This is a genomic window from Amycolatopsis sp. NBC_01286 (assembly GCF_035982555.1).
In the GTDB taxonomy this organism is placed as follows: domain Bacteria; phylum Actinomycetota; class Actinomycetes; order Mycobacteriales; family Pseudonocardiaceae; genus Amycolatopsis.
On record NZ_CP108428.1, the window covers coordinates 9,999,167 to 10,023,148 of the forward strand.

Genomic DNA, 23,982 nt, shown 5'->3' on the forward strand with positions numbered 1-23,982 from the left:
GCCCTGCGCGGCTCAGATGACACCGCGATCCCTGGCCAGGTCCCGGTTCTTGTTGTGCTCGTCGTTCGTCACCGCGAAGCAGGACAGGCCGTTCTTCTCGCACTTGACGAAGTAGACCCAGTCGCCCGCGACCGGGTGCACCGCGGCCTGGATGGCCTCGGGGCTGGGCACCGAGATCGGCGTCGGGGTCAGCCCGGTGTTCTTGTACGTGTTGTACGGCCCGGCCTTGATCCGCTCGGTCTCGTCGGTCAGCAGGGTCGGCTTGTCCAGCACGTAGTTGACCGTGGAGTCCATCTGCAGCCGCATGTTGATCGCCAGCCGGTTGTAGATCACCCGGGAGAGCTTGCCGAAGTCGGCCTTCACCGCTTCCCGCTCGATGATCGAGGCGATGATCAGCGTCTGGTACGGCGTCATGCCCGGACCGGTCGACTGCGGGCTCAGCCCGGCGTTCTGGATCGCCTCGGTCGAGCTGCGGACCAGCTGGCCGATGATCTCGAGCGCGGTCGCCCCGGGCTTGACGTCGTAGAGGCCCGGCGCGATCAGGCCCTCCAGCCTGCGGTCCTTGCGGTCGGCCTTGTTCGCGTCGGCGACCGCCCAGTCGGGCACGCCGAGCGTCTTGAGGTCCGCCCCGTCGACGGCCTTGCGCAGGTCGTCGGTGGTCACGCAGGTGCTCTTGCCATCGATCTGCGCGCACGACGCCTTCGCCATCAGGCTGTACACGCCGGGCGTGATCTTGCCGTCGGGCTGGGTGATGTCGTCGAACTGCGTGTACGGCCGGACCTCCAGCTGCCCCACCCGCGAGGTCGGCGCGACGATCCGGTCGACCGCGCTGGCCCCGGACATGTGCGACTTCATGACGTAGAAGCCGTGCTGGATCTTCGACAGCTTCGGGTTGTCCGCGCCGGCCTTCACGAAGGCCTTGCTGCTGGCGACGACGCCCGCCGTCGTCAGCTTGGCGCCGATCGCCGACGTCGAGTCGCCGTCGTCGACCTGGAACAGGACGTCGCCGTCGCCGGCGCCGTCGTAGTCCTCGTAGCCGAAGAACCGGTTGAAGCCGTAGTAGGCACCGCCGGCGAGCAGGACGATCACCGCGACCGCGGCGATCCAGCCGAGCGCGCGCTTGCCCTTCTTCTTCCGGGGCTTCTTCGGCTCTTCCTCGTAGTCGTCGTAGTCCTCTTCGTACTCCGGCTCGTCGTAGCCGTCTTCGGCGTACTCACCGTCGTAGTCGTCGTCGTACTCCGCGTACTCGTCGTACTCGTCCTCGGCGAAGAGGGCGTCCCCGGCCGGCTGCTCCTCGCGCGGCGCGCGGACGGGCTCGGGCGCCGGGGGCGGTGCGGTCTGCGCGGGGATGATGTCGGTGACCGGCTCCTCGCGCACCGGCGGGGGCGGCGGGCGGCGTCGGCGCGGCGGCTCGGCGCCGGGCGCGGGCACGCCGGCAGGGCGGTCACCCGGCTGGACGGACCGTCGCGCGGGCGGCTGGGCGGCGGCGGGCGGCTCGGCGGCCGCACGACGGCGCTGCGGAGCCTCGCTTTCGACCGGTTCCGGGGCGGCGCGACGCCGTCTCGGGGCCTCGGCCGGCTCTTCGGGTTCCGGGCGACGACGCCGAGGCGCCTCGGCCACTTCTTCGGGTTCCGGGGCCGGACGACGCCGTCGTGGCGGCTCGGGAGCCTCTTCCGGCTCGGGAGCGCGGCGCCGTCGGGGGGCCTGGACCTCCGAACCCTCGTCGAGGCCGTGCCGGGCGTGGGCGGCGCGCGCCGGGGCGGCCCGGCGGGCCTGCGGGTCGAGCTCGTCGTCGACCGGGGGCAGCGCGTCCGGCGGTTCGAGCCGGCGACGGCGCCCGGTCGGCGGCGCGTCGCGGCGCGGGTCGGCGGCCGGGGGTTCGGCGGGCCGGCCCTGCCGGGACGGTTGCGGCAGATCGTGGTAGCCGCTCGGCTGCTGCTGCGCGCGCCGCGGCGGCACCTCGTGCCGGTCGCTCGGCTGCTGCGGACGGCGCGACGGCTGGGGCAGCTCGTGGTAGCCGCTCTGCGGCTGCGCACGGCGCTGTTCGGCGGCCCGCGGGTCACGCGGATCCGCGCGGCGGGCCGGCGGCGGGGCCGCGTCTTCCGGCTCCCGCAGCCTCCGGCGGCCTCGCGGGCGCTCAGGCTCCTCGTCGTTCATCGGTCTCCCTCCCGGGCGCGGTGCGCAGCAGCGGCGTCGATCCAGGCCTGCAGGATCTCGACGGCGGCGGCCTGGTCGACCACCGCTCGCTGCTTGCGGCCTTTGACCCCGCGCTGGGAGAGGATGCGGGATGCGGTGACCGTGGTCAGCCGCTCGTCGCCCAGCCGGACCGGCACGGGCGCGACGCGCCCGGCCAGACGTTCAGAATACGCGATCGCCAGCTCGGCCGCCGGACCCTGCCGGTTGGCGAGCGTGCGCGGCAAGCCCACGATCACCTCGACCACCTCGTGCTCGGTGACGAGGGCGGCCAGCTGGTCCAGATCACTGTCGTCGGTCGCATCGCGGGAGAGGGTAACCAATGGCGACGCGAGCACGGGCGCCGGATCGCTCAGAGCGACCCCGACCCGGACGGATCCGACATCCACCCCGAGCCGCCGGCCACGGCCCGGATCGCCGGGGCCGGGGCGATCCGGGCCGCGGTTTCCGCGGTTAACCAATGCCGGCGATCGCCGCGCGCAGGGCCGTGACCGCGTCGGCCGCGCCGGCCGGGTTCGTGCCACCGCCCTGGGCCATGTCGGGCTTGCCGCCACCGCGGCCGCCGATCTTCCCCGCGAACGACGGGACGAGCTTGCCCGCGGCGACGCCCTTGTCCTGGGCCGCCTTCGTCGTCGCGACGACGAAGCTGAGCTTGTCACCCGCCGGCGAGAACAACGCCACCACGCCGGGCCGCGAGCCGAGGCGGCCGCGCAGGTCCGAGGCGAGCGCGCGCAGGCCGTTGCCGTCGACGTCCGGGACGACCTCGGCGACGACCGTGACGCCGCCGACGTCCTGCGCCTTGTCGAGCAGCGCGCCCGCCGAGCCCAGCACCTGCTGGGTCTTCAGCTGGGCGATCTCCTTCTCGGCGTTCTTCAGCCGGGTCAGGACGTCCTCGATGCGGCCCGGCAGCTCGTCCGAGGGCACCTTGAACGTGTTCGCCAGCTGCGAGACCAGCAGCTGCTCCTTGCGGACGTACTTCAGCGCGTCACCGCCGACGAGCGCCTCGACGCGGTGCACGCCGGAGCCGATCGACGCGTCGGAGACCAGCTTGACCAGGCCGAGCTGGCCGATCCGGTCCACGTGCGTGCCACCACAGAGCTCGCGGGAGTACTCGCCCATGTCGACCACGCGGACGTCGTTGCCGTACTTCTCGCCGAACAGCGCGACCGCGCCCAGCTCGAGGGCCTTGTCCTTGGTCGTGGTGAAGCTGTTGACCTCGATGTCGGTCTGCAGGTAGTCGTTGACCTCCTGCTCGACCTCGGTCAGCACGTCCGCCGAGACCGAGCCGGGCGTGGTGAAGTCGAACCGCATCCGGCCCGGCGAGTTCAGCGAACCCGCCTGCGCCGCGCGCTTGCCGTAGGCGCCGCGGACCGCCGCGTGCACCAGGTGGGTCGCGGAGTGCGAGCGCTCGATGGACAGCCGGCGGTGCGCGTCGACCGAGCCGGTGACCTTCGAGTCCAGGCCGACCTCGCCGTCGAGCACCTCGACGCGGTGCACGAACAGCCCCGGGACGATCTTCTGGACGTCCAGGACCTTCAGCTCGACGCCGTCGCCGAGCAGCACGCCGGTGTCGGCGACCTGGCCGCCGCTCTCGGCGTAGAACGGGGTGCGGTCGAGGACCAGCTCGGCCTTCTTGCCCGCCGAGACGCTGCGGACCGGCTGCCCGTCTTCGAGCAGCGCGACGACCTTCGCCTCGGCCTGCAGGTCGGAGTAGCCGAGGAACTCGGTCTCGCCGTGCTGCTCCAGGACCTTCCGGTACTCCGAGAGGTCGCCGTGGCCGGTCTTGCGCGCCGCCGCGTCCGCCTTCGCGCGGGTGCGCTGCTCGTTCATGAGCGTGCGGAAGCCGTCTTCGTCGACGCTCAGGCCCTGCTCGGAAGCCATTTCGAGGGTCAGGTCGATCGGGAAACCGTAGGTGTCGTGCAGCTGGAACGCCTTGTCGCCGGCCAGGACGTCACCGCCGCCGCGCTTGGTCTCCTCGGCCGCCATGTCGAAGATGCGCGAACCACTGGTCAGCGTGGCGAGGAACGCCTCCTCCTCGATCCGGACGACCTCGTTGATCCGGTCGAAGCCGCTGACGAGCTCGGGGTAGGTCGGGCCCATCGTGTCGCGCACGACCGCGGCGAACGACTGCAGCACCGGCTCGTGCACACCCAGCAGGCGCGAGGAGCGGACGATGCGGCGCAGCAGCCGGCGCAGCACGTACCCGCGGCCGTCGTTGCCCGGGGTGACGCCGTCGCCGATCAGCAGGACGCCGGTGCGGGCGTGGTCGGCGATCACGCGGAAGCGGACGTCGTCGGCGTGGTTGCCGCCGTAGCGGCGGCCGGAGAACTCCTCGGCGCGGCCGATCACCGGGCGCACCAGGTCCGTCTCGTAGACGTTCTCGACGCCCTGCAGGATCGTCGCGACGCGCTCGACGCCCATGCCGGTGTCGATGTTCTTCTTCGGCAGCTCACCGATCGGCTTGTGCCCGAGCTTGGGGCTCAGCTCGCCGCGGATGTCCTGCATGAAGACGAGGTTCCAGATCTCGATGTAGCGGTCCTCGTCCGCGACCGGGCCGCCCTCGCGGCCGTACGCCGGGCCGCGGTCGTAGTAGATCTCCGAGCACGGGCCGCCGGGACCGGGCACGCCCATGTCCCAGTAGTTGTCCTTGCCGTCGCGCACCTGGATGCGCTCGCCGGGCAGGCCGGTGAGCTTGCGCCACAGGCCGGCCGCCTCGGCGTCGTCCTCGTAGACCGTCGCCCACAGGCGGTTCGGGTCGAGGCCGTAACCGCCGTCGCTCTGGGGCTTGGTGATCAGCTCCCAGGCGTACTCGATGGCGCCTTCCTTGAAGTAGTCGCCGAAGGAGAAGTTGCCGGCCATCTGGAAGAACGTGTTGTGCCGGGTGGTCTTGCCGACCTCGTCGATGTCCGGGGTGCGCACGCACTTCTGCACGGAGGTCGCGCGCGGGTACGGCGGCGGCGCCTCACCGAGGAAGTACGGCTTGAACTGGACCATGCCGGCGTTGACGAAGAGCAGGTTCGGGTCGTCGAGGATCAGCGGCGCGCTGGGCACGCGCGTGTGACCCTTGCTCTCGTAATGGCGCAGGAAACGGTCGGTGATTTCGTGTGTGTCCACGGGTCAGGTCCTTGTGCTGGTGCCGGAGTACGGGATGACGACGGCGGCGGAGCGGCTTCCGGGTCGCGAAGACGCGACCGGTCAGCCCTCCGCCCGGCGAGCTCGCCGGACGGGCCGCCGGGCTTCGGCGGCGTGCCGGCCCGAGGCCTGCGGCGTCACCACACCCGACCGCTGCTCGACCATCTCGTGCAACTCCTGCTCCCGCTCGCTCATGCCCGCGCGTACCTCGGCGCCGAACGAACCCACGGCGCCCGCCAGCTCGCGCACGGCGTCACCCAGGTTCGATGCTATCCCGGTGGGAGTGGCCTGACGAGCGGTTTCGGCGGCCTTGCGGGACAGCGCGACCCCGGCGACCACGCCGACGCCGAGCCAGAACAGCCGCTTCACTTCGCGGCCTTCTTCGCGGCCTTGGCGGCGTTCTTCTTCTTGCGCGCCCGGATCGCCTTGCTGAGCCCGTAGGACAGCGCGGCGGTCTTGACCAGCGGCCCGCCCAGCGTCGCGGTGAACACCGACGTCAGCGCGGAGACGTTCCCGGTGACGGCCTGCGCGTTCGACGTGATCCCGTCCACCCGCTCGAGCTGGGCGTTGACGTGGGTGATCGTCTGGTTCGCGCCGACCAGCAGCGGATCGGTGTTGCTGTTGGTGCGCTCGATCGCCTCGGTGGCCGCGTCCAGCGTCTTGCCGAGCTTGATCAGCGGGATCGCCAGCAGGACGACCAGCACCACGAATGCTCCTGCGGCGATCAACGCGGCGATCTGCCCTGCCGACACGGGCCCTCCTCGGTTCACTGTGACTTGGAGTCTTGGGTGCTGGTGAGGTTACCGCCTGGCCGGGTCCCCGACCGTGTCACCCCGCCGCACTGTCACGGTCCGCACCGGGGGCCGCGGACGTGGACCACTCAGCCACGCTCCTTGAGCACCGCCCGGTAGAGGGCCGCCATGTCCTCGTCGCCGTGGCCGGCTTCGACCGTCGTCTCCAGGTGCGACAAGACCGCCCGGGCGCCCGCCACGTCTACGGTGTCGCCTGCGGCCTCGACGACCAGGCCGGCGTCCTTCGCCGCCAGGCTCGCCGGGAACGACGGCTCGTAGTCGCCCGACAGCATCGCCGCGCCCTTCACGTGCGCGTAGCCGACGTCCAGGCCGCCGCCCTTGATCGTCTCCAGGAACAACGCCGGGTCCAGGCCCAGCGCGCCGGCCAGGCCGAGGCTCTCGGCCGTGCCGTTGGTGAGCGTCAGCACCCACGCGTTCAGCACCAGCTTCAGCCGGCTGCCCTGGCCGGCCGGGCCGAGCCAGCGCGTGCGGATCGCGACGGCGTCGAACACCGGCGTCGCGGCCGGGCGGGCCTCCTCCGGGCCGGACGCCAGGACCTGCAGCTGCGCCTGCTCCGCCGGCTGCCGGGTGCCGAGGACCGGCGCGTCGACGAACACCACGCCCGCTTCCGCCGCCAGCGCGGCGAGCCGGTCGGTCCAGTCGAGCCCGACCGTGCTCATCTGCAGCCACAACGTGCCCGAAGCGGGCGAAGCGGCTTCGAACGCCGACGCGACGGCGGGACCGTCGGCCAGCATCGTCACCAGGATGTCGGCGCCGTCGGCCGCCGCGGCGGCCGAATCGGCCACCGTCGCGACGTCGGCGAGGGGCTCGGCCTTCGCCCGCGTCCGGTTCCAGACGCGGACGTCGAAGCCCGCCTTCGCGATGTTGGCCGCCATGGCGGCGCCCATGATCCCGGTACCGAGGAACGCGATGCTCATGCGCCCCATCGTGCCGAAGACTCCGCCGCCGCGCAGTCCACGGACGGATGAGCGAGGGAGTTCCGCGCCACCGAAGGCTTCTACGGCAAGCACTTCGCGGCGGAAGTACCCGCGGTCAGTAGTCGCCGAGGAGGCAGAACGGGTGGCCCGCCGGGTCGGCGTAGACGCGCCAGCCCCGGCCGCCGAGGTCGGGGTCGAGCAGCCGGCCGCCGTACGCGAGGACCTGGTGGTGCGTCTGGGCGAGGTTGTCGACCTCGAAGTCGAGGTGGAACTGCTGCGGGTGGGCCGGATCCGGCCAGCGCGGCGGCTGGTGGCCGGGAGCGCGCTGGAACCCCAGGACCATGCCGTTCACGTGCAGGGTCGACCAGTCCTCGTCCACCCGCCAGCGGGGGTCCGGGAGATCCACCTCGCCGCCCATGATCGCTTGGTAGAAGTACGCGAGCACGACGGGTTCCGGACAGTCCAGGACGATGCACTGCAGCGTCGCGGGCACGGGGATGCCTCCTGCCTTCGCTGGGCCGCCCCCCTGTGTTCAGGCCGCCCCAAGCCGCGAAGCTTACGAAACCCGATGATCTTGCTGCCTCCGGCCCACGTTCGGTGCCCGTTCCCGCACGGGCCGTGCGGGAGCGGGCCCGCGATCCTCAGGCGTCGCCCGGGTCCGCACCGACCTGTGCCGAGCCACCGGAACCGCCGAAGCCGCCCGTCGCGGTGTGCAGGCCCGCGGTGCGGCGCAAGGAGAATCTGTCGATTTCGACGCCGTCGTTGCGCAGGGTCCGCACGGTCAGCGTGGTCTTCCGGCCGAACCACGCCGGCTCGACGTCGATCGCGAGGAACGAGTAACCGGTGTAGCGCACCCGCGACCAGCCGACGGTCTCCGTCTCCTGCCCGCCGCCCTTCACCCAGTGGTAGCTGGTGAATTCGCCGTCGAAGGTGTCCGGCACCGGGAAGCTGTAGACGCTGCGGCCGCCACCGCCGCAGGTGGCGTAGACCGTGCCGTCGCGGTCCGGGTCGACGGTGTCGCCGATGGCGACCTTCTTCGTGACGCGGCCGCCGCGCAGCGCGTCGGTGCGCTCGTAGATGTGGTTGTACCCGTTGACGACCAGGTCGACGTGGAACTGGTCGAACAGCGGCACCCACTCCTCCCGCACGCCGCCTTCGGACGCGTGCTGGTTGGTCGTCGAGTAGGCGCAGTGGTGGAAGAACACCACGATGAAGTCGACGTCCGGCTGCAGGCGCAGGTACCGCAGGCGGCGCTTGAGCCACGCCGTCTGGGAGCCGTGCGAGTAGCCGCGGTTGGCCGGGATCTCGTACGAGACGTCGTTGGCGTCCAAGGAGATCACGCCGACGTTGCCGTAGATGAACGAGTACACGCTCGGGCAGTCGGCCGGGCCGCTGCCGGGGAAGTCCCAGCGCTTGGTCTGGCCGCCGTAGCCGTCGGGCGAGTACAGCGCTTCCATGTCGTGGTTGCCGGTCGTGACCATCCACGGCACGGACGCGGCGACGCCCTCGATCTGGTTGTAGTAGGCGTCCCAGACCTTCGGGTCGTACAGGTCGTGGGTGCCGTCGGCGACCGGGCCGGGCGGCAGGCCCGCGCCGCTCGGGTCGGCGTAGGCGATGTCACCGGCGAGGAGGTGGAAGCGCGGGTGCTGCTTGGCGACCGCGCCGTCCTGGGCCAGCGCGGTCGTGGAGACACCCTGGTCGCCGAACGCGGTGAAGGTGAACTTCCCCGCCGGGAAGCCGCGCGCGGGTGCGGTGGTGAACGTCGAGAGCGCGGCGGGGCCGCCGTCGCCGTTCGCCGGGTCGTAACCGTCGTGGCCGACCGCGTAGGTGTAGGTGCGGCCGGGCGTCAGGCGGCTCGCTTCGGCGTGCAGGTAGTACTGGTCGTACGGCGCGATGACCCCGGCGACCTCGGAGTGCAGCGCCCGCGTCTCGGCCGGGATCCGGTGCCCCCACTGGTATCCGTGCCGGTCGTGGTGCTGTGCCGATGGGTTCTCGCCGGGAAAGCGTGGCTCGAACTCGGCGACGCGCAGGAAGGGGTTCTTCACGCGCGTCGGCACCTGCCAGGCGACGCGGACGTCCGTGCGCGGGTTGCGGCCGAAGGCCAGGTGACGCCCGGCCGGGGCGACCTTCGCGCCGTCGGCGTAGGCCGTGCCGGGCAGCAGCATCGGGCCGGCGGCGAGCAGGGCACCGGTGGCGGCGGCGCCCTTCAGCAGGGAACGACGGGAGAGGTACTCGTGCTGCTCGGCCATGGTGAGGCGGGCAGCCAGTGCGTCGGGAACGCCGACTCTCGGGATTTCCATGCGCGGATGCTCGCCGACGCACGTGCCCGGATCGCGTCGGCCGGGCGAACACCAGCCGTCCAGTTCCCCCGGGCTCCCCCAAGGGATTCCCAAGCCGCCTTTACCGCTCGCCGCGGATGGTCCGGCGCAGCTTCGGGACGCGCTCGGCGAGCGGGCGTTCCGCACCGCGCTGGGTCGGCTCGTAGTAGTCCCTGCCGACCAGCTCGTCCGGCGGGTACTGCTGCGCCAGCACGCCTTCCGGGACGCCGTGCGGGTAGCGGTAGCCCTGGGCGTTGCCGAGCTTCTTGGCGCCCGCGTAGTGGCCGTCGCGCAGGTGCGGCGGGACACTGCCGGCCAGCCCGGCCCGGACGTCGGCCAGCGCGGCGTCGATGCCGGTGACGACGGCGTTCGACTTCGGGGCCGTGGCCAGGTGGATCGTCGCCTGCGCGAGCGCCAGCCTGCCCTCGGGCATGCCGATGAACTGGACGGCGTGCGAGGCCGCGACCGCCGCCTGCAGCGCCGTCGGGTCGGCCATGCCGATGTCCTCGCTGGCGTGCACGACCAGGCGCCGGGCCAGGAAGCGCGGGTCCTCCCCCGCCTCGATCATCCGGGCCAGGTAGTGCAGCGCGGCGTCGACGTCGGACCCGCGGATCGACTTGATGAACGCGCTGATGATGTCGTAGTGCTGGTCGCCGTCGCGGTCGTAGCGCACCGCCGCCTTGTCCACAGTGGACTCGACGATCGGCAGGTCGATGGTCTTCGCCTCGGTGGCCGAAGCCGCGTCCGCCGCCGCTTCGAGCGCGGTCAGCGCGCGGCGGGCGTCACCGCCGGCGAGCCGGACGAGGTGGGCGCGGGCGTCCTCGGTCAGCGTCAGCTCGCCGCCGAGGCCGCGGTCGTCGGTCAGCGCGCGCTCGATCAGCCGTGTGATGTCCTCGTCGGTCAGCGGGCGCAGCTGCAGCACGAGCGAGCGCGACAGCAGCGGCGAGACGACGGAGAACGACGGGTTCTCGGTGGTCGCCGCGACCAGCAGCACCGTACGGTCCTCGACCGCGCCGAGCAGGGCGTCCTGCTGGGTCTTGGAGAAGCGGTGCACCTCGTCGATGAACAGGACGGTGTTCTCGGTGTTGTACTGCCGGCGCCGCCGGGCCTCCTCGATGACCCCGCGCACCTCCTTGACGCCCGCCGAGAGCGCCGACATCGCGACGAACCGGCGTCCGGTGGCGATCGAGACCAGGTTGGCCAGGGTCGTCTTCCCGGTGCCGGGCGGGCCGTAGAGCAGCACGGACGCCGGAGCGGCGCCCTCGACCAGCCGGCGCAGCGGGGCGCCTTCACGCAGCAGGTGCTGCTGGCCGACGACCTCGTCGAGCGAGCGCGGCCGCATCCGCACGGCCAGCGGGGAGCTCGCCGGGTCCGCCTGCCGCTCGTCCGCGTTCGACGTGGTGCGTTCAGGTGGGGGCGCCACGTCGGCGTTCACGGTGAAGAGCTCGTCTTGTGCCACCCGGATGACGTTAACCGACGCCACCGACAGAACCCTTGCCCCGGGGTTCGGGGGCGCGCTACCGTCGTGATGACCGGTTGACCAAAAGTGCGAATCCGGTCAACAGGTCAAACCCTCGACGGAAGAGCGGCATGAGCCATCCCAACCGCGAGCGCGGCGACCGCATCCTGGACGCGGCGGGCGAACTGCTGCTGCGCATGGGCTACCGCAAGGTGGCCGTCGACGACATCGCGCGCGCGGCCGGCATCGGCAAGGGCACCGTCTACCTGCACTGGCGCACCAAGGAACTGCTGTTCCAGGCGCTGATGATGCGGGAGTCCGCCGACCTGACCGAGGTCATCCTGGACGGGATCAAGGCCGACCCGGCGATGATCCTGCCGCACCGGATGATCTCGTCGTCGTTCCTCGCCACCCACCGGCGGCCGCTGGTGATGGCGATGATGCGCGGCAACGCGGAGCTGTTCGGCTCGCTCGGCGACCTGGCGCTGCGCAAGCAGCAGCAAGAGCTGAGCGGCCACTTCGAGGACGCCATGCGCCGGCACGGGCTGGTCCGCACCGACGTCCCGAACCTGGACTACGCGCTCAACGCCACGTCGATCGGCTTCTACCTCACCGACGTGGTGTCCGCCAAGTTCGAGGGCATCCCGATCGAGGAGCGGGCCGACGCCCTCGCGCACACGATCCGCGTCGCGTTCGAGCCGCCAGGGGAACCCGATCCCGCGGCGGTCGCGAAGGTGGCCGCGGAGCTCACAGCGGCGCTCGAGGAGCTCGTCTCGGGCTACCGGCAGGGGATCTACGCGCACGATCCGACCGAGGATCCCGGCTGATCCCGGGCCCACAAAGGGAAAAGGGGCGGACATGACCACCACACTCGCCGACACCTGGGGACTGCACGAATCCCAGTTCTGGCGGCGGGGGAAGCAACCGGCCGAACGCGTGCGGCACGCGGCCGACCTCGGGTTCTGGAACGTCTACGGGCACCCGGAAGCCGAGGAGATCCTCCGCGACCCGGGGACCTACTCCTCGGACACCACCCGGCTGGTGCCGAAGGAGCTGCTCGAGGACGTCGACCTGGCGGCGATGTCGGCGGGCAACCTGCTGCAGCTGGACCCACCGCTGCACAACAAGATGCGCAAGCTCGTCAGCCGCGCGTTCACGCCGAAGGTCGTCGCCGACCTCGAGCCGCGCATCGCCGCGGTGACGACCGAAATGCTCGACGAGGCCGGCGGTTCCGGCCGGCTGGAGCTGGTCGAGGACCTGGCCTACCCGTTGCCGGTGATCGTGATCGCGGAGCTGCTGGGGGTCCCCGCGAGCGACCGGCACCTGTTCAAGGGCTGGGTGGACAAGCTGCTCAACGCCTCCGAGCAGTTCTCGCTGAAGGAGCAGAGCGAGGAGAACCAGGCGTCGGTCAAGAAATCCCTGGAAGGCCAGAAGGCGCTCGTCGAGTACCTCGGTGAGCACGTCGACGAGCGGCGCACCCGGCCGCGCGACGACCTGCTGACGAAGCTCGTCGAGGCGGAGCTCGACGGCGAAAAGCTGACCCGCAACGAGGTCGTCAACTTCGCGAACGTGCTGCTGCTGGCCGGGCACATCACCACCACGATGCTGCTCGGCAACGCCGTGCTGTGTCTGGACACGCACCCGGAGTGGGACGAGCGGGCCCGCGCCGACCGGGCCCTGGTGCCGCCGCTGATCGAGGAGTCGCTGCGCTACCTCTCGCCGTTCGCGGCGGTGGCCCGCACGACGAATCGCGAGGTGCGGCTGGGCGGCACGACGATCCCGGCCGAGCAGATGCTGATGGTGTGGGTCGCCGCGGCCAACCGCGACGAGCGCGTGTTCGCCGAGCCGGACACGTTCAACCCGCTGCGCGATCCGAACCCGCACCTGGCGTTCGGCCGCGGCATCCACTTCTGCATCGGCGCGCCGCTCGCGCGGCTCGAAGGGCGGGTGGCGCTGAACACCCTGTTCGACCGCTACCCGGCGCTGCGCACGATCCCGGGTGAGCCGCCGAAGTTCCAGGTGAACCCGAACATGACCGGCGTGCGGGAGCTGCCGCTCACCACAGGCTGAACCGGTTGCGCCCTGGGCGAAACCACTCGCCCGGGGCGCGTCCGTGCCCGAGGGTGGGCGGATGCGGATCGCGGTGCTCTCGGACATCCACGGCGTCCTGCCGGCGCTGGAAGCGGTGCTGGCCGAACCGGACGTCGTCGCGGCGGACCGGATCGTGCTGCTGGGCGACATGCTCGCCGGGCCGATGCCCGTCGAAACCTTGGAGCGCCTGGTTTCTCTGGGCGAGCGCGCGGTGTGGGTGCGCGGCAACGCCGACCGCGAGCTGGCGGCGTCCGCGCGCGGCGACGGGAAGTTCGTGCCGGACCCGATCTTCCCGTGGGCGGCGCGGCAGCTGCGTCCGGGCGATCTGCCGGTCCTGGACGCGCTCCCGCTGACGGTCACGCTCGACGGCGTCCTGTTCTGCCACGCGACCCCGCGCGACGACACCGAGATCGTGCTCGTCGACAGCGCGCTGGAACGCTGGGCGGAGGTCCTGGACGGCGTTCTTGCGGCCACGGTGGTGCTCGGTCACACCCACATGCCGTTCACGCGGCTGGCGGACCGGCGGCTGATCGTGAACCCCGGCAGCGTCGGAATGCCTTACGGGACCGGGGGTGCGCACTGGGCGTTGCTCGGCGACGGCGTCGAACTGCGGCGCACGAAGTACGACGTCGAGGCGGCGTGCCGGTTCCTGGCCTCGCGTTCCGCTTATCCGGACATCGGGGAGTGGGCGGACTTCTTCGTCCGCAACCCGGCTTCGGACGCCGAGGCGTTGCGGGTGTTCAGCGCGTCCGGACCGAGTTCCACATGATGACCGCGGCGTAGGGCAGGAACTCGCGGCCGCGGCGCCACAGCCACGGAATCCCCTTCAGCACCAGCCATCCCACGTGCCCCGTGGTGCTCGGCTCGACCCCGCCACCGCAGGTGAGGCTCACCGGCTCCGGGACGTCGAACCCGGCGTCGGCGAGCAGCCCGGTGAAGCCGTCCGCGAGCATCCGGTGCCCCAGTTCGGACGGGTGCAGCCGGTCGACGCTCCACGCCGTCAGGTCGTACGCGCCGGGCAGCCGGCCGAGGTCCAGGCAGGGCACGCCTTCGCGGGCGACGACGACGTCGATGGCCGCGTTCAGCTCGGCGACGCGGGCGCTGAGGGCGCGCTTGAGGGCCGGCGGGAGGCGGAACACCTTGCTGTGGTCGTGGAACCGGACGGGGATGACGGTGGTACCGACCGCACCGAGCCGCCGCACGACCTCGGTGAGATCGGCGGCGATGGCACCGGCGTCGAAGTCGGGCCGCAGGGTGTCGTTCATCCCGGCGACCACGAGCGCCACATCGGGCCGGTGCGCCACGGCGGCGGGCACCTGCTCACCGAGCACACAGCGCATCCGGGCGCCGGTGAAGGAGGGATTGAGGTAGCCGTCGGCCCCGACCCCGAGCGCCGCGGCGACCAGCGGGCCGACACCCCGCCACCCCCCACGCCGAGGCAGGGGATCCCCCAGCCCCACGGCGGTCGAGTCCCCGAGCACGACGAGCCGCCGCGCTCGCCTGAGCGACGGAAGGCTCGGACTGTTCGGGACTTTCGGGATGTTCGAGACGTTCGGGACCGCTTTGAGCGCGGGCCGGGAGGGTTCGGGACAGGGAGTGACTTCGAGGCTGGTCACGGTCACGCCCAAAACCATCGGCCACGGAGACTCACCTGCGGTGAGGACGAGGTAACGCGACCACGACACCACGCCGAATTCTTGACACTCAGCTCACGAATGTCCGAAATGTCCCGCGCCTGCCGCCCCTAAAGCAGCCCCCACCCTCCCTGGGGGCCGGCCCCGCATCCAGCGTATCGCCAGGGCCCGACGAAAGGCCGGGAGAAGCCCTGCCTGGGCCCGCTTGTCCACATCACGGTCGGGCTGTGGACAAGCGGGCCTGCCGCGGCCTGTCGTGAGCGGTCAGTCGGGTTAGAGCGGACCCGCCCTTGGCGACCTACCGATTCCGGCTGTGGTTTGTGGTTACCGAGGCGGGTGTGGTCGCTGGGGCGTTGCGGCTGGGGGTCGTGAGTGTTTAGGAGGGTTAGAACCCTCCTAAACACTCACGACCGGTACCGGTGTGGCGCGTGTGACTTCTGGTGCGGCGAGGTTGGCTTGCGGCGGCTGAGTGCCGGGCCTGCGTGACGCTGGCCAGCGGTATCCCGGTCGTGAGTTGGCGGTCGGGTTCTGACCCGACTGACCCCTCGCGTGGAGACAGAGCCGCGGAAACCGGACAGCACGCTGGGCTTAGCGAACTGCGTAGGCTGGGCGGAAGAACTGGTTGTTCGCCGGCCAGCGCGACCGGGCCGTGGACGAGTCCGGCCGAGGTCAGCAAGATGCCAAGCCGGACGCCGGGTCAGGCGACCCGACGCACGGCGTCTGCCCGGGGGATCTCGCCACCGGATCGCGGTCGTTGCGCCGCGCAAGCCGGGCCGGACGAACCGACCGAACCCGTCAGCGGAAGGCCGGGTAGAACGCCAGGTCCGCGTGCGGGCCCAGCCGTGCCGCCAAGGCTGCCGCCACCTTTGACGAGAACTCCGAGACCGCCGTCATGCGGACGTAGCCCGCGTGCTTGGCCAGGTCGCGCCACCACGTCACCAGGGCCGCCTCGCGGCTTACCGGGGCCGCGTGGCGGGAGAGGTCCAGGGCGCCCAGCTCCTCGCCCGTGATCAGCCAGACCCGCAGCAGCTCGCTCGACGTCAGGTGGCCGGCCAGCGCTTCGTCGTCGGCGAAGGCGGGCCACACGCCCGCCACCTCCGCGCGCCACGCCGCGATCATCGCCTCGCTCATGCCTGCGGGCAGCGCCAGCGCGTCCGGCCAGCTGGCGAACGGCAGGCGGAGGTTGGCGGCGTCGACCAGTGCCGAGCGGACCCGGCCGTACTCGAAGTCGAGGAACCGCACCCCCTCGCCGGTGACCAGGTTGTTGTCGGGGCTGAGCTCCACCGGGCTGAACGCGCGGAAGGCCGTCGACCGGGACTGCTCGACGGCGTGCGTGACCGCGTCGAGCACCGCTTCCGGCACCGGCGTGCCCAGCCGGTCCTGGATCAGCGACGGCACGCGCGCGCAGATCTCGTCGACGTCGTCGTGGTCGCACTTCGCCGGTCCGCCGAGCCGGCGCAGCAGGGCGTTGAAGTCGGCCTCGCGCCCGGCGGTGTTCGCGTGCAGCCGGCCCAGCGACCGGGCCCAGGACAGCAGCGCGCGCTCGGCGGCGCGGGAGTCGCGGGCGTGGAGCTTGTCCTCCAGGGTCGCCGTGCGGCCGAGGTCCTCCAGCACGAGCACGCGGTCGCGGCCGTCGTGGGCCAGCAGTTCCGGGCACATCCGCTCGTCCGGGGACAGCGCCGTGAACAGCTGGTAGCTGACCGCCTCCTGGGCGAACGAGTCCTCCTCGCCCGGCGCCGGACGATCCGGGTAGTGCTTGATGACCAGCGTGCGCGGCAGCGCGAAGGACGACGACACCACTCTCGCGCGGACGACCGTGGCCGGTCCGCTGCCCGCCAGGTCCTCGGGCGAAACCAGCGTGATCGCACTGCCGAACCGGCGCGAGAGAACGGACTCGCCCGCCGCGACCGCGGCGGCGATGTCCTGCTCGGCTCCTGCCCCGACCCCAGCGTCGCCGGTGGAGGAGGTGTCGACTGTCATTGTCACCGACCCTACTCGTGACTGAGCAACCATGACTACTGACATCCGGACAACAAGGAGCATCCCGCCCGGATCCGGGTCACCCGCGTGAAAGCGGACGCAGCTCCTTCAGGGAACCTTGCCCATTCCGGCGCACGATCAACACGACGGCCGCCGCTGCAACGATTCCGAGAAGGTTCACGAGCAGCTGCCCGATCGACTGGAGACACCTGCTCCACTCCCCTGCCACGGCCGCCACGACCGCGTATCCCGCGGCCGGCACCGTGGTCACCGAGATGAAGACCCCCACGAGCGCGGCCGATTTCGCCGACGTCATGGCGAGCATCCCGGCCGCTCCGGCGAGCATCGCCACGACCAGCGACGGTACGCCCACCGAGAACACGAAGTCGACCTCGTTGTGCTGCTTCAGCTCGAACGCCTGCGCGCCGAAGACGCCCGTCACCCGGACCAGCAGCGCACCGCCGAGCGTGACGACGATGGCCAGCGGGAAGCCGATCGCGAGCGCCGCGCCCGCCTGCCGGACCAGGTCCCAGCGCCGCAGTACGAGACCGACCGCGAGCGCGGCGAGAGGCCCGAACTCGGGGCCGACGACCATCGCGCCGACGATCGTCACCGCCGAGTCGGTCAGCACACCGACCGCGGCGAGCAGGCACGCGATGATGAGGAACGCCAGGAACGTCACGTTGAGCCGCGACTCCTCGCCGGTGCGGGACAGCAGCTCCTGCCACACGACGGCGTCGGCCCCCTCCCCCGGCGCGGCTTCTTCCGCCTCGTCGGCGGCGTCGGACAGCGCGGTGTCGAGCGCCTCCAGGGTGATCCCGCCGGTGCGGTCGAGCTCGAGCACGCACAGCGCGTCCACGATCTCGTCCGCCGCTTCGCGCGCGATGTCGGCCTCGAGCAGATCTCCCGCGGGCGAAACGGCGGCACCGCGGTGCACGATCAGGTGCGCGGTGCCGGCGTGTACCCGCAGGACGTCGAGCGCCTGAGCGGTCTTGTCCGGCGGGCACACGGCCCTGAGGTGCAGCATTAGTGCTGCGGAGCGGGGGCGGCCGGCTTCGCGTCGATGCCGGCCTCCTTGCGCTGCTGCGCGGTGATCGGCGCGGGCGCCGCGGTCAGCGGGTCGTAGCCGCCGCCGGTCTTCGGGAACGCGATCACGTCACGCAGCGAGTCGGCCTTGGCCAGCAGCATGACGATGCGGTCCCAGCCGAACGCGATGCCGCCGTGCGGCGGCGGGCCGAACGCGAAGGCGTCGAGCAGGAAGCCGAACTTCTCCTGCGCCTCTTCCTCGCCGAGGCCCATCAGCGAGAAGACGCGCTTCTGCACGTCGCCGCGGTGGATACGGATCGAGCCACCGCCGATCTCGTTGCCGTTGCAGACGATGTCGTAGGCGTAGGCCAGGGCGTTGCCCGGGTCCTGCTCGAACTTGTCGATCCACTCCGGGGTCGGCGAGGTGAACGCGTGGTGCACGGCGGTCCACTTGCCGGAGCCGACGGCGACGTCGTCGCCGATGTCCTCGACCGGCGCGAACAGCGGGGCGTCGACGACCCACACGAACGACCAGGCGTCCTCGTCGATCAGGCCGAGGCGCTTGCCGATCTCGTCGCGCGCGGCGCCGAGCAGCGGCTGCGTGCTCGCGGCCTTGCCGGCGGCGAAGAAGACGCAGTCGCCGGCCTTCGCGCCCGCCGCGGCGGCGACGTTCTCGCGCTCGGTCTCGGACAGGTTCTTGGCGACCGGGCCGCCGAGCGTGCCGTCCTCGTTGACGAGGATGTACGCGAGGCCACGCGCGCCGCGCTGCTTCGCCCACTCTTGCCACGCGTCGAGCTGGCGACGCGGCTGCGAAGCGCCGCCGGCCATCACGACCGCGCCGACGTAGGGCGCCTGGAACACGCGGAACGGCGTGTCGGCGAAGAACTCCGTCATGTCGGTGATCTCGAGGTCGAAGCGCAGGTCCGGCTTGTCCGAGCCGTACTTGGCCATCGACTCGAGGTAGGTGATGCGCGGGATCGGCCGCGGGATCTCGTGCCCGATCAGCTTCCACAGCGCGGTGACGATGTCCTCGCCGACCTTGATGACGTCGTCCTGCTCGACGAAGCTCATCTCGATGTCGAGCTGGGTGAACTCCGGCTGGCGGTCGGCGCGGAAGTCCTCGTCCCGGTAGCAGCGCGCGATCTGGTAGTACCGCTCCATGCCGCCGACCATGAGCAGCTGCTTGAACAGCTGCGGCGACTGCGGCAGGGCGTACCAGGACCCGGGCTTGAGCCGGGCCGGGATCACGAAGTCGCGGGCGCCTTCCGGGGTGGAGCGGGTCATCGTCGGCGTCTCGATCTCGACGAAGTCCTGCTCGTGCAGCACCTCGCGGGCGGCGCGGCTGACCTCGCTGCGCAGCCGCATCGCCGCGGCCGGGCCGCTGCGGCGCAGGTCCAGGTAGCGGTGCTTGAGGCGGATCTCCTCGCCGACGTCGACCCGGTCGTCGATCGGGAACGGCAGCGGCGCGGCCTCGGACAGCACCTCGAGCTCGGTCGCGAGGACCTCGATCTCGCCGGTCGGGATCTCGGCGTTCGCGTTGCCGTCGGGGCGCTTCGCGACCTCACCGACGATCTTGACGCAGAACTCCGAGCGCAGCGCGTGGGCGCGCTCGGCCATCTCGCCCTCGCGGAAGACGACCTGGGCCACACCGCTGGCGTCGCGGAGGTCGATGAAGATGACGCCGCCGTGATCTCGCCGCCGGGCCACCCATCCGGTGAGGGTGACGGTCTGTCCGGCCTGCTCGGCACGCAGGGTGCCGGCGTTGTGAGTGCGGAGCACTGCGACTGCTCTCCTTCGACATGGGCGGTTCTCGCTGCCTGGAAAGGCTAACGAACCACCCACTGCTTGCGGGGGTCCGGGTGGCGGAGCCCCCGGCTCGGGGCGAAGTCCCGAATGTCCCAGCCTACGACGTCGGCAGGTTTGACTTGCCCGCGGTGCCGGGCGTCAGAGCACGAACTTGGGGCGGGCCTCCAGCGCGGCCACCAGCCGGTGGGCCTGGGCGAGGTAGGCGGCGACCTGGTAGATCCGCCCGCCGGGGTGCGAGACCAGCCAGTTCGCGGCCGCCGACGCCGACGCGAAGAACGGCTGCCCGGCGCAGGCGACGGCGTCCACGCGGTCGAGGTCGAAGCCGAGGTCGACCGCGGCGACGACGGCGGAGGCCGGGTCGGCCTGCAGGATCCCCCACGGGGTGAGCTCGATGCGGATGCGCGTGCCGGTGACCGGGCAGGTCGCGACGGCGTGCACACGCTCGTTGGTCGCCAGGGCCAGCAGGAACATGTCGACGGAGCCGTCCGGGCCGGCCCCGAGGGTGCCTTCGGCGGGCTCGAGCCGCTGGTGGCTCCCGCGCGGCGCGGGTCCGGTCGAGACGAGGTCGCGGTGCAGGGTGAAGCCGATCAGCTCGACGAGCCGGCGCGCTTCGGCCGGGGTGACGCCGACGGTCCCGGCGAGCCGGTCGACGCCCACCGGGTGACGGCCGGCCCGGGTCAGCTTCAGCGCGGCCCAGGCGAGCCGGGCCGCCGCGACACGGTCGGTCTGCGAGGTCGTCAACGTCCGGCTCCTTTCGGATCGATCCCTTCGACGTTAGGCGTCGGTGAGGGGGCCCGACAACGACACGATCGGACATTTTCCCGCAAGCACCCGACACCACCCGCCGGGTTACGGCGAACGGTGCAGTGTCACGGTTGTCGGGGGTGACGGCCTCACTCACACGGCCGCCCGGTGGGAGGATCACGTACCGCAATCGTGGTCCATAAAGGACAGTCAAAGGACTCGCTGCGGACGCTGACCCACTGGGCCATCAGAGTAGCCGGAATCGCCCGGCGAGCGGGAGCCGTCCCGCTGAGTGAGCACCGGACGCGCTCCGCCGTGACAGGGCACCGCGGGGCCGTCACAGCAACCGCAGCTGTTCGGCGGGCGGTACGTCCTCCCCCTGCGACGACACCGACGGCACCGGCGGCTCCGGCGTCCGTACTTCGTACCCCGTCTTCGGGGCCAGCCCGTGCCGCCTCAGCAGCGGCGCCACCCGCTCGCCGAGCCGCTCGCGGTACGCCTTCTGCACGTAGCTCCCCTTCGCGTACAGCTCCCGGTAGCGCGGGACCAGCGCCGGGTACGTGCCCGCCAGCCAGCGGCCGAACCACTCGCGGGCGCCCGGGCGCAGGTGCAGCGGGATGACCGTCACGCTCGTGGCGCCCACCTCGGCCAGCCGCGCGAACAGCGCGTCGAGGGCCTCGGCGGAGTCGGTCAGCCACGGCAGCACCGGCGCCACCAGTACCGAGCACGGCAGCCCGGCCTCGCGGGCCTTGCGGACGAGCTCCAGCCGCGCCTGCGGGCTCGGCGTGCCGGGTTCGAGACGGTGCTGCAGCTCGCGGTCGAGCAGCGCGATCGACACGGCGAGGCCGACCGGGACGTCCGCCGCGACGCTCTGCAGCAGCGGCAGGTCCCGGGCCAGCACGGTGCCCTTCGTGAGCACCGACAACGGCGTGCCGGACCGCGCGAGCGCCGTGATGATGCCCGGCATCAGCCCGTAACGGCCCTCCGCGCGCTGGTACGGGTCGGTGTTGGTGCCCATCGCGACGGGCTCGCGCCGCCAGGACGGCCGCTTCAGCTGCGCCGCCAGCACCTGCGGGGCGTTGACCTTGACGACGACCTGGGTGTCGAAGTCGCGGCCGGCGTCGAAGTCCAGGTAGGTGTGGGTGTTCCGGGCGAAGCAGTTGTGCGACACCATGCCGTCGGCGATGAAGTCGCCGGTGCCGGTGGTGATGTCGAACAGCGGGAGCTGCAGGCCCAGCGGCTCGATCGCCTCGACGCGCCGCCGGCTGGCGCCGATCACCGAGCCGTCGAGCGAGCGTTTCCAGGCGACCGCCGGGTTGCTCAGGTGCAGGAACCGGAGGACCTCGCCGGCGCCGCCGAGCAACCGGACCTCTTGGCGCGTCGGGAACTTCGGCACTTCGTCGAGCTGGTGCGCGAAGCCGAAACTCGTGAGGGCCGCCACGAAGGCGTCGGCGATCTCCGGCTCGTCGTGCGCGACGGACAGCATCCCGCGGCCGTGGCTGCCGGCGAGGTCGAAGACGCCGGCGAGGAACCCGCGCCGCCAGTGCGCGTCCGGGTCGGCGGGCACCTTCAGGAAGCCGACCGACGCCCCGAAGTCGGGCAGGTACTCCAGCGCCCGCGCGGCCGCGTCCGCCTCCGCGCCGAACCCGCCGGAGCGCAGCATCCCGCACAGGTAGCCGGCGCGGTAGCCGAGCGTCTCGTCGGGCGTCGGCGCGAACCGGCCGACGCCGATCAGCTCGGCCCCGGGGGTCAGGTGCGGCCGCTGGGCGGCGCCGAGCTTGCTGCCGGTGACGTGCTTCCAGCCCTTCGAGGTGAGGAACCGGTGATCGCCGCTCGCGACGAGCCGCGTGCCGTCGTCGAGGGTGACGCGGTAGGCGTCGCGCAACGTCGTCCAGTGCGCGAGCACCGTGGTCGGCACCAGCCGCCGGGCCGCGCCGTGGCCGCGGGTGCCGTAGATCGCGTCGCCGACCTTCAGCTCCGACAGCGCCCGCGTCCGGCCGTCGGCGAGCAGGATCCGGGTGCCGCCCTCCAGGCAGTAGGTACAGGCGTGGGAGCAGCCGCGGTACGGGTTCACGGTCCAGCTGAACGGCACCCCGGAGCCCGCAGGCACCTTGTTCAGCACCGAGCGGGCGTTCACCTCGTGAAAGGTGACGCCGTCGAATTCCGGTGACCGCACGGAACGCACCAGGCCTTCCAGCCCGGGCAGTGCCGGCTCACCCTCCCCTGCTCGCTGCCGATCCCATCGCACTCCGGCAGTCGAACACATGTTCTATTGGGGTGTCAAACGCGTTCGCGACTGGCTGCGTACGGAAGCCGTGCCGGCGACCCGGACGACGAAGCTCACCTGACGCTCGGCGCGGGTTGTCGTGAGTGTTTAGGAGGGTTCTAACCCTCCTAAACACTCACGACCCCTGGTGTCACAGAGCCTGGCGAATTCGGCGACGACGGCGTCAGGAGGTGAACCGGTCCAGGGCGCGGATCTTGTTGGTGGCGTCCAGCGCGGCCACCTTGTAGGCCTCCGAGAGCGTCGGGTAGTTGAACACCGCGTCGACGAGGTAGTCGACCGTGCCGCCGCAGCCCATCACCGCCTGTCCGATGTGGACCAGGTCCGTGGCGCCCGTGCCGAACACGTGCACGCCCAGCAGCTTCCGGTCCTTCGTGGACACCAGCAGCTTCAGCATGCCGTAGCTGTCGCCGGTGATCTGGCCGCGCGCGAGCTCGCGGTAGCGGGCGATGCCGACCTCGTACGGCACCGACGACGACGTCAGCTGGGCCTCGGTCGCCCCGACGTACGAGATCTCCGGGATCGTGTAGATGCCGATCGGCTGCAGCGCGCCGAGGCCGTTCGCCGGCTCGCCGAACGCGTGGTAGGCCGCGAGCCGGCCCTGGTCCATCGACGTCGCCGCGAGCGCCGGGAAGCCGATCACGTCGCCGACGGCGTAGATGTGCGGGACCTCGGTGCGGTAGTGCTCGTCGACGACGAGCCGGCCGCGCTCGTCCGCGGCCAGCCCGGCCTGGTCCAGCGCGAGCGAGCCGGTCATGCCCTGGCGGCCGGCGGAGTACATCACGCCGTCGGCCGGGATGCGCTTGCCGCTGACCAGGGTCGTGATCGTCGCGTCGTCGGACACCGCGACGTCGGCGACCTTCTCGCCGAACCGGAACGTGACGCCGAGGTCGCGCAGCTGGAACTTCAGCGACTCCACGATCTCGGGGTCGCAGAAGTCGAGCATCTGGTCGCGCTGCTCGACCACGGTGACGCGCGAGCCGAGCGCGGCGAACATCGACGCGTACTCGATGCCGATCACGCCCGCGCCGACCACGACGAGCGACGACGGGATCTGTTCGAGCCGCAGGATCTCGTCGGAGTCCAGCACGCGGGCGGCGTCGAAGTCGACGTGCCCGGGCCGCGCGGGCCGGGTGCCGGTGGCGATCACGACGTAGTCCCCGGTCAGCGTCCGGCGGTCCCCGGCGTGCTTGCCGTCGACGACCACGGTGTGCGGGTCGGCGAACGAGCCGAGGCCGGCGATCAGGTCGACGTGGTTGCGCATCAGCTGGGCGCGCACCACCTGGACCTCGCGCCCGACCACGTGGTGGGTGCGCGCCAGCAGGTCGGCGATGGTGATGTCCTGCTTGACCCGGTAGCTGGCGCCGTACAGCTCGCGCTGGTTCATGCCGGTCAGGTAGAGCACCGCTTCGCGCAGGGTCTTGGACGGGATCGTGCCGGTGTTGACGCACACCCCGCCGACCATGTCGTGCCGGTCGACGACCGCCACCTTCTTGCCCAGTTTCGCGGCCGCGATGGCGGCCTTCTGCCCACCCGGGCCCGAACCGATGACGATGAGGTCGTACTCGTGCTCGCTCACGGTGTCG

Annotated in this window: 19 protein-coding genes; 3 read left to right on the forward strand and 16 right to left on the reverse strand. The window is 71.6% G+C overall.

All coding sequences use genetic code 11. The features are described 5' to 3' along the window. Positions 1-12 precede the first annotated feature (12 nt). From mltG to OG570_RS45075, 9 genes are all read right to left on the reverse strand, one after another. On the reverse strand, positions 13-2,157 hold the full coding sequence (mltG, locus tag OG570_RS45035) for an endolytic transglycosylase MltG (RefSeq protein WP_326954744.1): 2,145 nt from the start codon (positions 2,155-2,157) through the stop codon (positions 13-15). Beyond that, positions 2,154-2,582 (reverse strand): Holliday junction resolvase RuvX, encoded by a 429-nt coding sequence (gene ruvX, locus OG570_RS45040; RefSeq protein WP_230862612.1) that lies wholly within the window; start codon positions 2,580-2,582, stop codon positions 2,154-2,156. The genes mltG and ruvX overlap by 4 nt, the downstream gene beginning before the upstream one ends. Positions 2,583-2,646: 64 nt before the next feature. Beyond that, a complete protein-coding gene (gene alaS / locus OG570_RS45045) occupies positions 2,647-5,307 on the reverse strand; it encodes an alanine--tRNA ligase (protein ID WP_326954745.1) in 2,661 nt (886 codons plus the stop codon). A gap of 81 nt (positions 5,308-5,388) precedes the next feature. After that, on the reverse strand, positions 5,389-5,694 hold the full coding sequence (locus OG570_RS45050; protein WP_247049107.1) for a hypothetical protein: 306 nt from the start codon (positions 5,692-5,694) through the stop codon (positions 5,389-5,391). Continuing rightward, positions 5,691-6,077 (reverse strand): DUF948 domain-containing protein, encoded by a 387-nt coding sequence (locus OG570_RS45055; protein ID WP_247049106.1) that lies wholly within the window; start codon positions 6,075-6,077, stop codon positions 5,691-5,693. Before OG570_RS45055 ends, OG570_RS45050 begins: the two co-directional genes overlap by 4 nt. Positions 6,078-6,205: 128 nt before the next feature. Beyond that, the gene (locus OG570_RS45060; protein ID WP_326954746.1) at positions 6,206-7,054 is read right to left on the reverse strand and encodes an NAD(P)-dependent oxidoreductase; all 849 of its coding nucleotides are present in this window, start codon (positions 7,052-7,054) and stop codon (positions 6,206-6,208) included. Positions 7,055-7,169: 115 nt separating this feature from the next. Further along, positions 7,170-7,547, reverse strand: a complete 378-nt coding sequence (locus OG570_RS45065; RefSeq protein ID WP_326947780.1) for a VOC family protein — start codon at positions 7,545-7,547, stop codon at positions 7,170-7,172. A 148-nt stretch (positions 7,548-7,695) separates the two neighbouring features. Next, entirely contained in the window at positions 7,696-9,354 is a 1,659-nt protein-coding gene (locus OG570_RS45070; RefSeq protein WP_326954747.1) for a purple acid phosphatase family protein, read from the reverse strand. A gap of 100 nt (positions 9,355-9,454) precedes the next feature. Then, on the reverse strand, positions 9,455-10,831 hold the full coding sequence (locus OG570_RS45075; protein ID WP_247049100.1) for a replication-associated recombination protein A: 1,377 nt from the start codon (positions 10,829-10,831) through the stop codon (positions 9,455-9,457). Between the two features lie 131 nt (positions 10,832-10,962). On the opposite strand from OG570_RS45075, the gene OG570_RS45080 reads away from it, so the two are divergent. The 3 genes from OG570_RS45080 to OG570_RS45090 all read left to right on the forward strand — a co-directional run bounded on the left by OG570_RS45080 (position 10,963) and on the right by OG570_RS45090 (position 13,691). After that, positions 10,963-11,658 (forward strand): TetR/AcrR family transcriptional regulator, encoded by a 696-nt coding sequence (locus OG570_RS45080; RefSeq protein ID WP_326954748.1) that lies wholly within the window; start codon positions 10,963-10,965, stop codon positions 11,656-11,658. A gap of 31 nt (positions 11,659-11,689) precedes the next feature. Further along, positions 11,690-12,901 carry a cytochrome P450 gene (locus tag OG570_RS45085; protein WP_326954749.1) on the forward strand — a complete coding sequence of 404 codons (1,212 nt, stop codon included), beginning with the start codon at positions 11,690-11,692 and terminating at the stop codon, positions 12,899-12,901. 61 nt (positions 12,902-12,962) lie between these two features. Next, positions 12,963-13,691 (forward strand): metallophosphoesterase family protein, encoded by a 729-nt coding sequence (locus OG570_RS45090; protein ID WP_326954750.1) that lies wholly within the window; start codon positions 12,963-12,965, stop codon positions 13,689-13,691. Here the strand turns inward: OG570_RS45090 and OG570_RS45095 are convergent. The 7 genes from OG570_RS45095 to sthA form a co-directional block, all read right to left on the reverse strand. Next, positions 13,663-14,556, reverse strand: a complete 894-nt coding sequence (locus OG570_RS45095) for an SGNH/GDSL hydrolase family protein (RefSeq protein ID WP_326954751.1) — start codon at positions 14,554-14,556, stop codon at positions 13,663-13,665. The genes OG570_RS45090 and OG570_RS45095 overlap by 29 nt on opposite strands. Positions 14,557-15,351: 795 nt before the next feature. Beyond that, a complete protein-coding gene (locus OG570_RS45100; protein ID WP_326947773.1) occupies positions 15,352-16,536 on the reverse strand; it encodes a phosphotransferase in 1,185 nt (394 codons plus the stop codon). A gap of 79 nt (positions 16,537-16,615) precedes the next feature. Continuing rightward, positions 16,616-17,563 carry a DUF389 domain-containing protein gene (locus tag OG570_RS45105; RefSeq protein WP_326947772.1) on the reverse strand — a complete coding sequence of 316 codons (948 nt, stop codon included), beginning with the start codon at positions 17,561-17,563 and terminating at the stop codon, positions 16,616-16,618. Continuing rightward, positions 17,563-19,341: an aspartate--tRNA ligase gene (aspS, locus tag OG570_RS45110; protein WP_247049094.1), complete on the reverse strand. Its 1,779-nt coding sequence runs from the start codon at positions 19,339-19,341 to the stop codon at positions 17,563-17,565. The genes OG570_RS45105 and aspS overlap by 1 nt, the downstream gene beginning before the upstream one ends. A gap of 165 nt (positions 19,342-19,506) precedes the next feature. Then, on the reverse strand, positions 19,507-20,109 hold the full coding sequence (gene merB, locus OG570_RS45115; RefSeq protein ID WP_247049093.1) for an organomercurial lyase: 603 nt from the start codon (positions 20,107-20,109) through the stop codon (positions 19,507-19,509). Positions 20,110-20,449: 340 nt separating this feature from the next. Then, positions 20,450-22,378, reverse strand: coding sequence for an intein-containing Rv2578c family radical SAM protein (locus OG570_RS45120; RefSeq protein ID WP_326954752.1), 1,929 nt, complete (start codon positions 22,376-22,378; stop codon positions 20,450-20,452). Between the two features lie 184 nt (positions 22,379-22,562). Then, complete coding sequence (gene sthA / locus OG570_RS45125) at positions 22,563-23,975, reverse strand: Si-specific NAD(P)(+) transhydrogenase (protein ID WP_326947769.1); 1,413 nt, start codon at positions 23,973-23,975, stop codon at positions 22,563-22,565. Positions 23,976-23,982 lie beyond the last annotated feature (7 nt).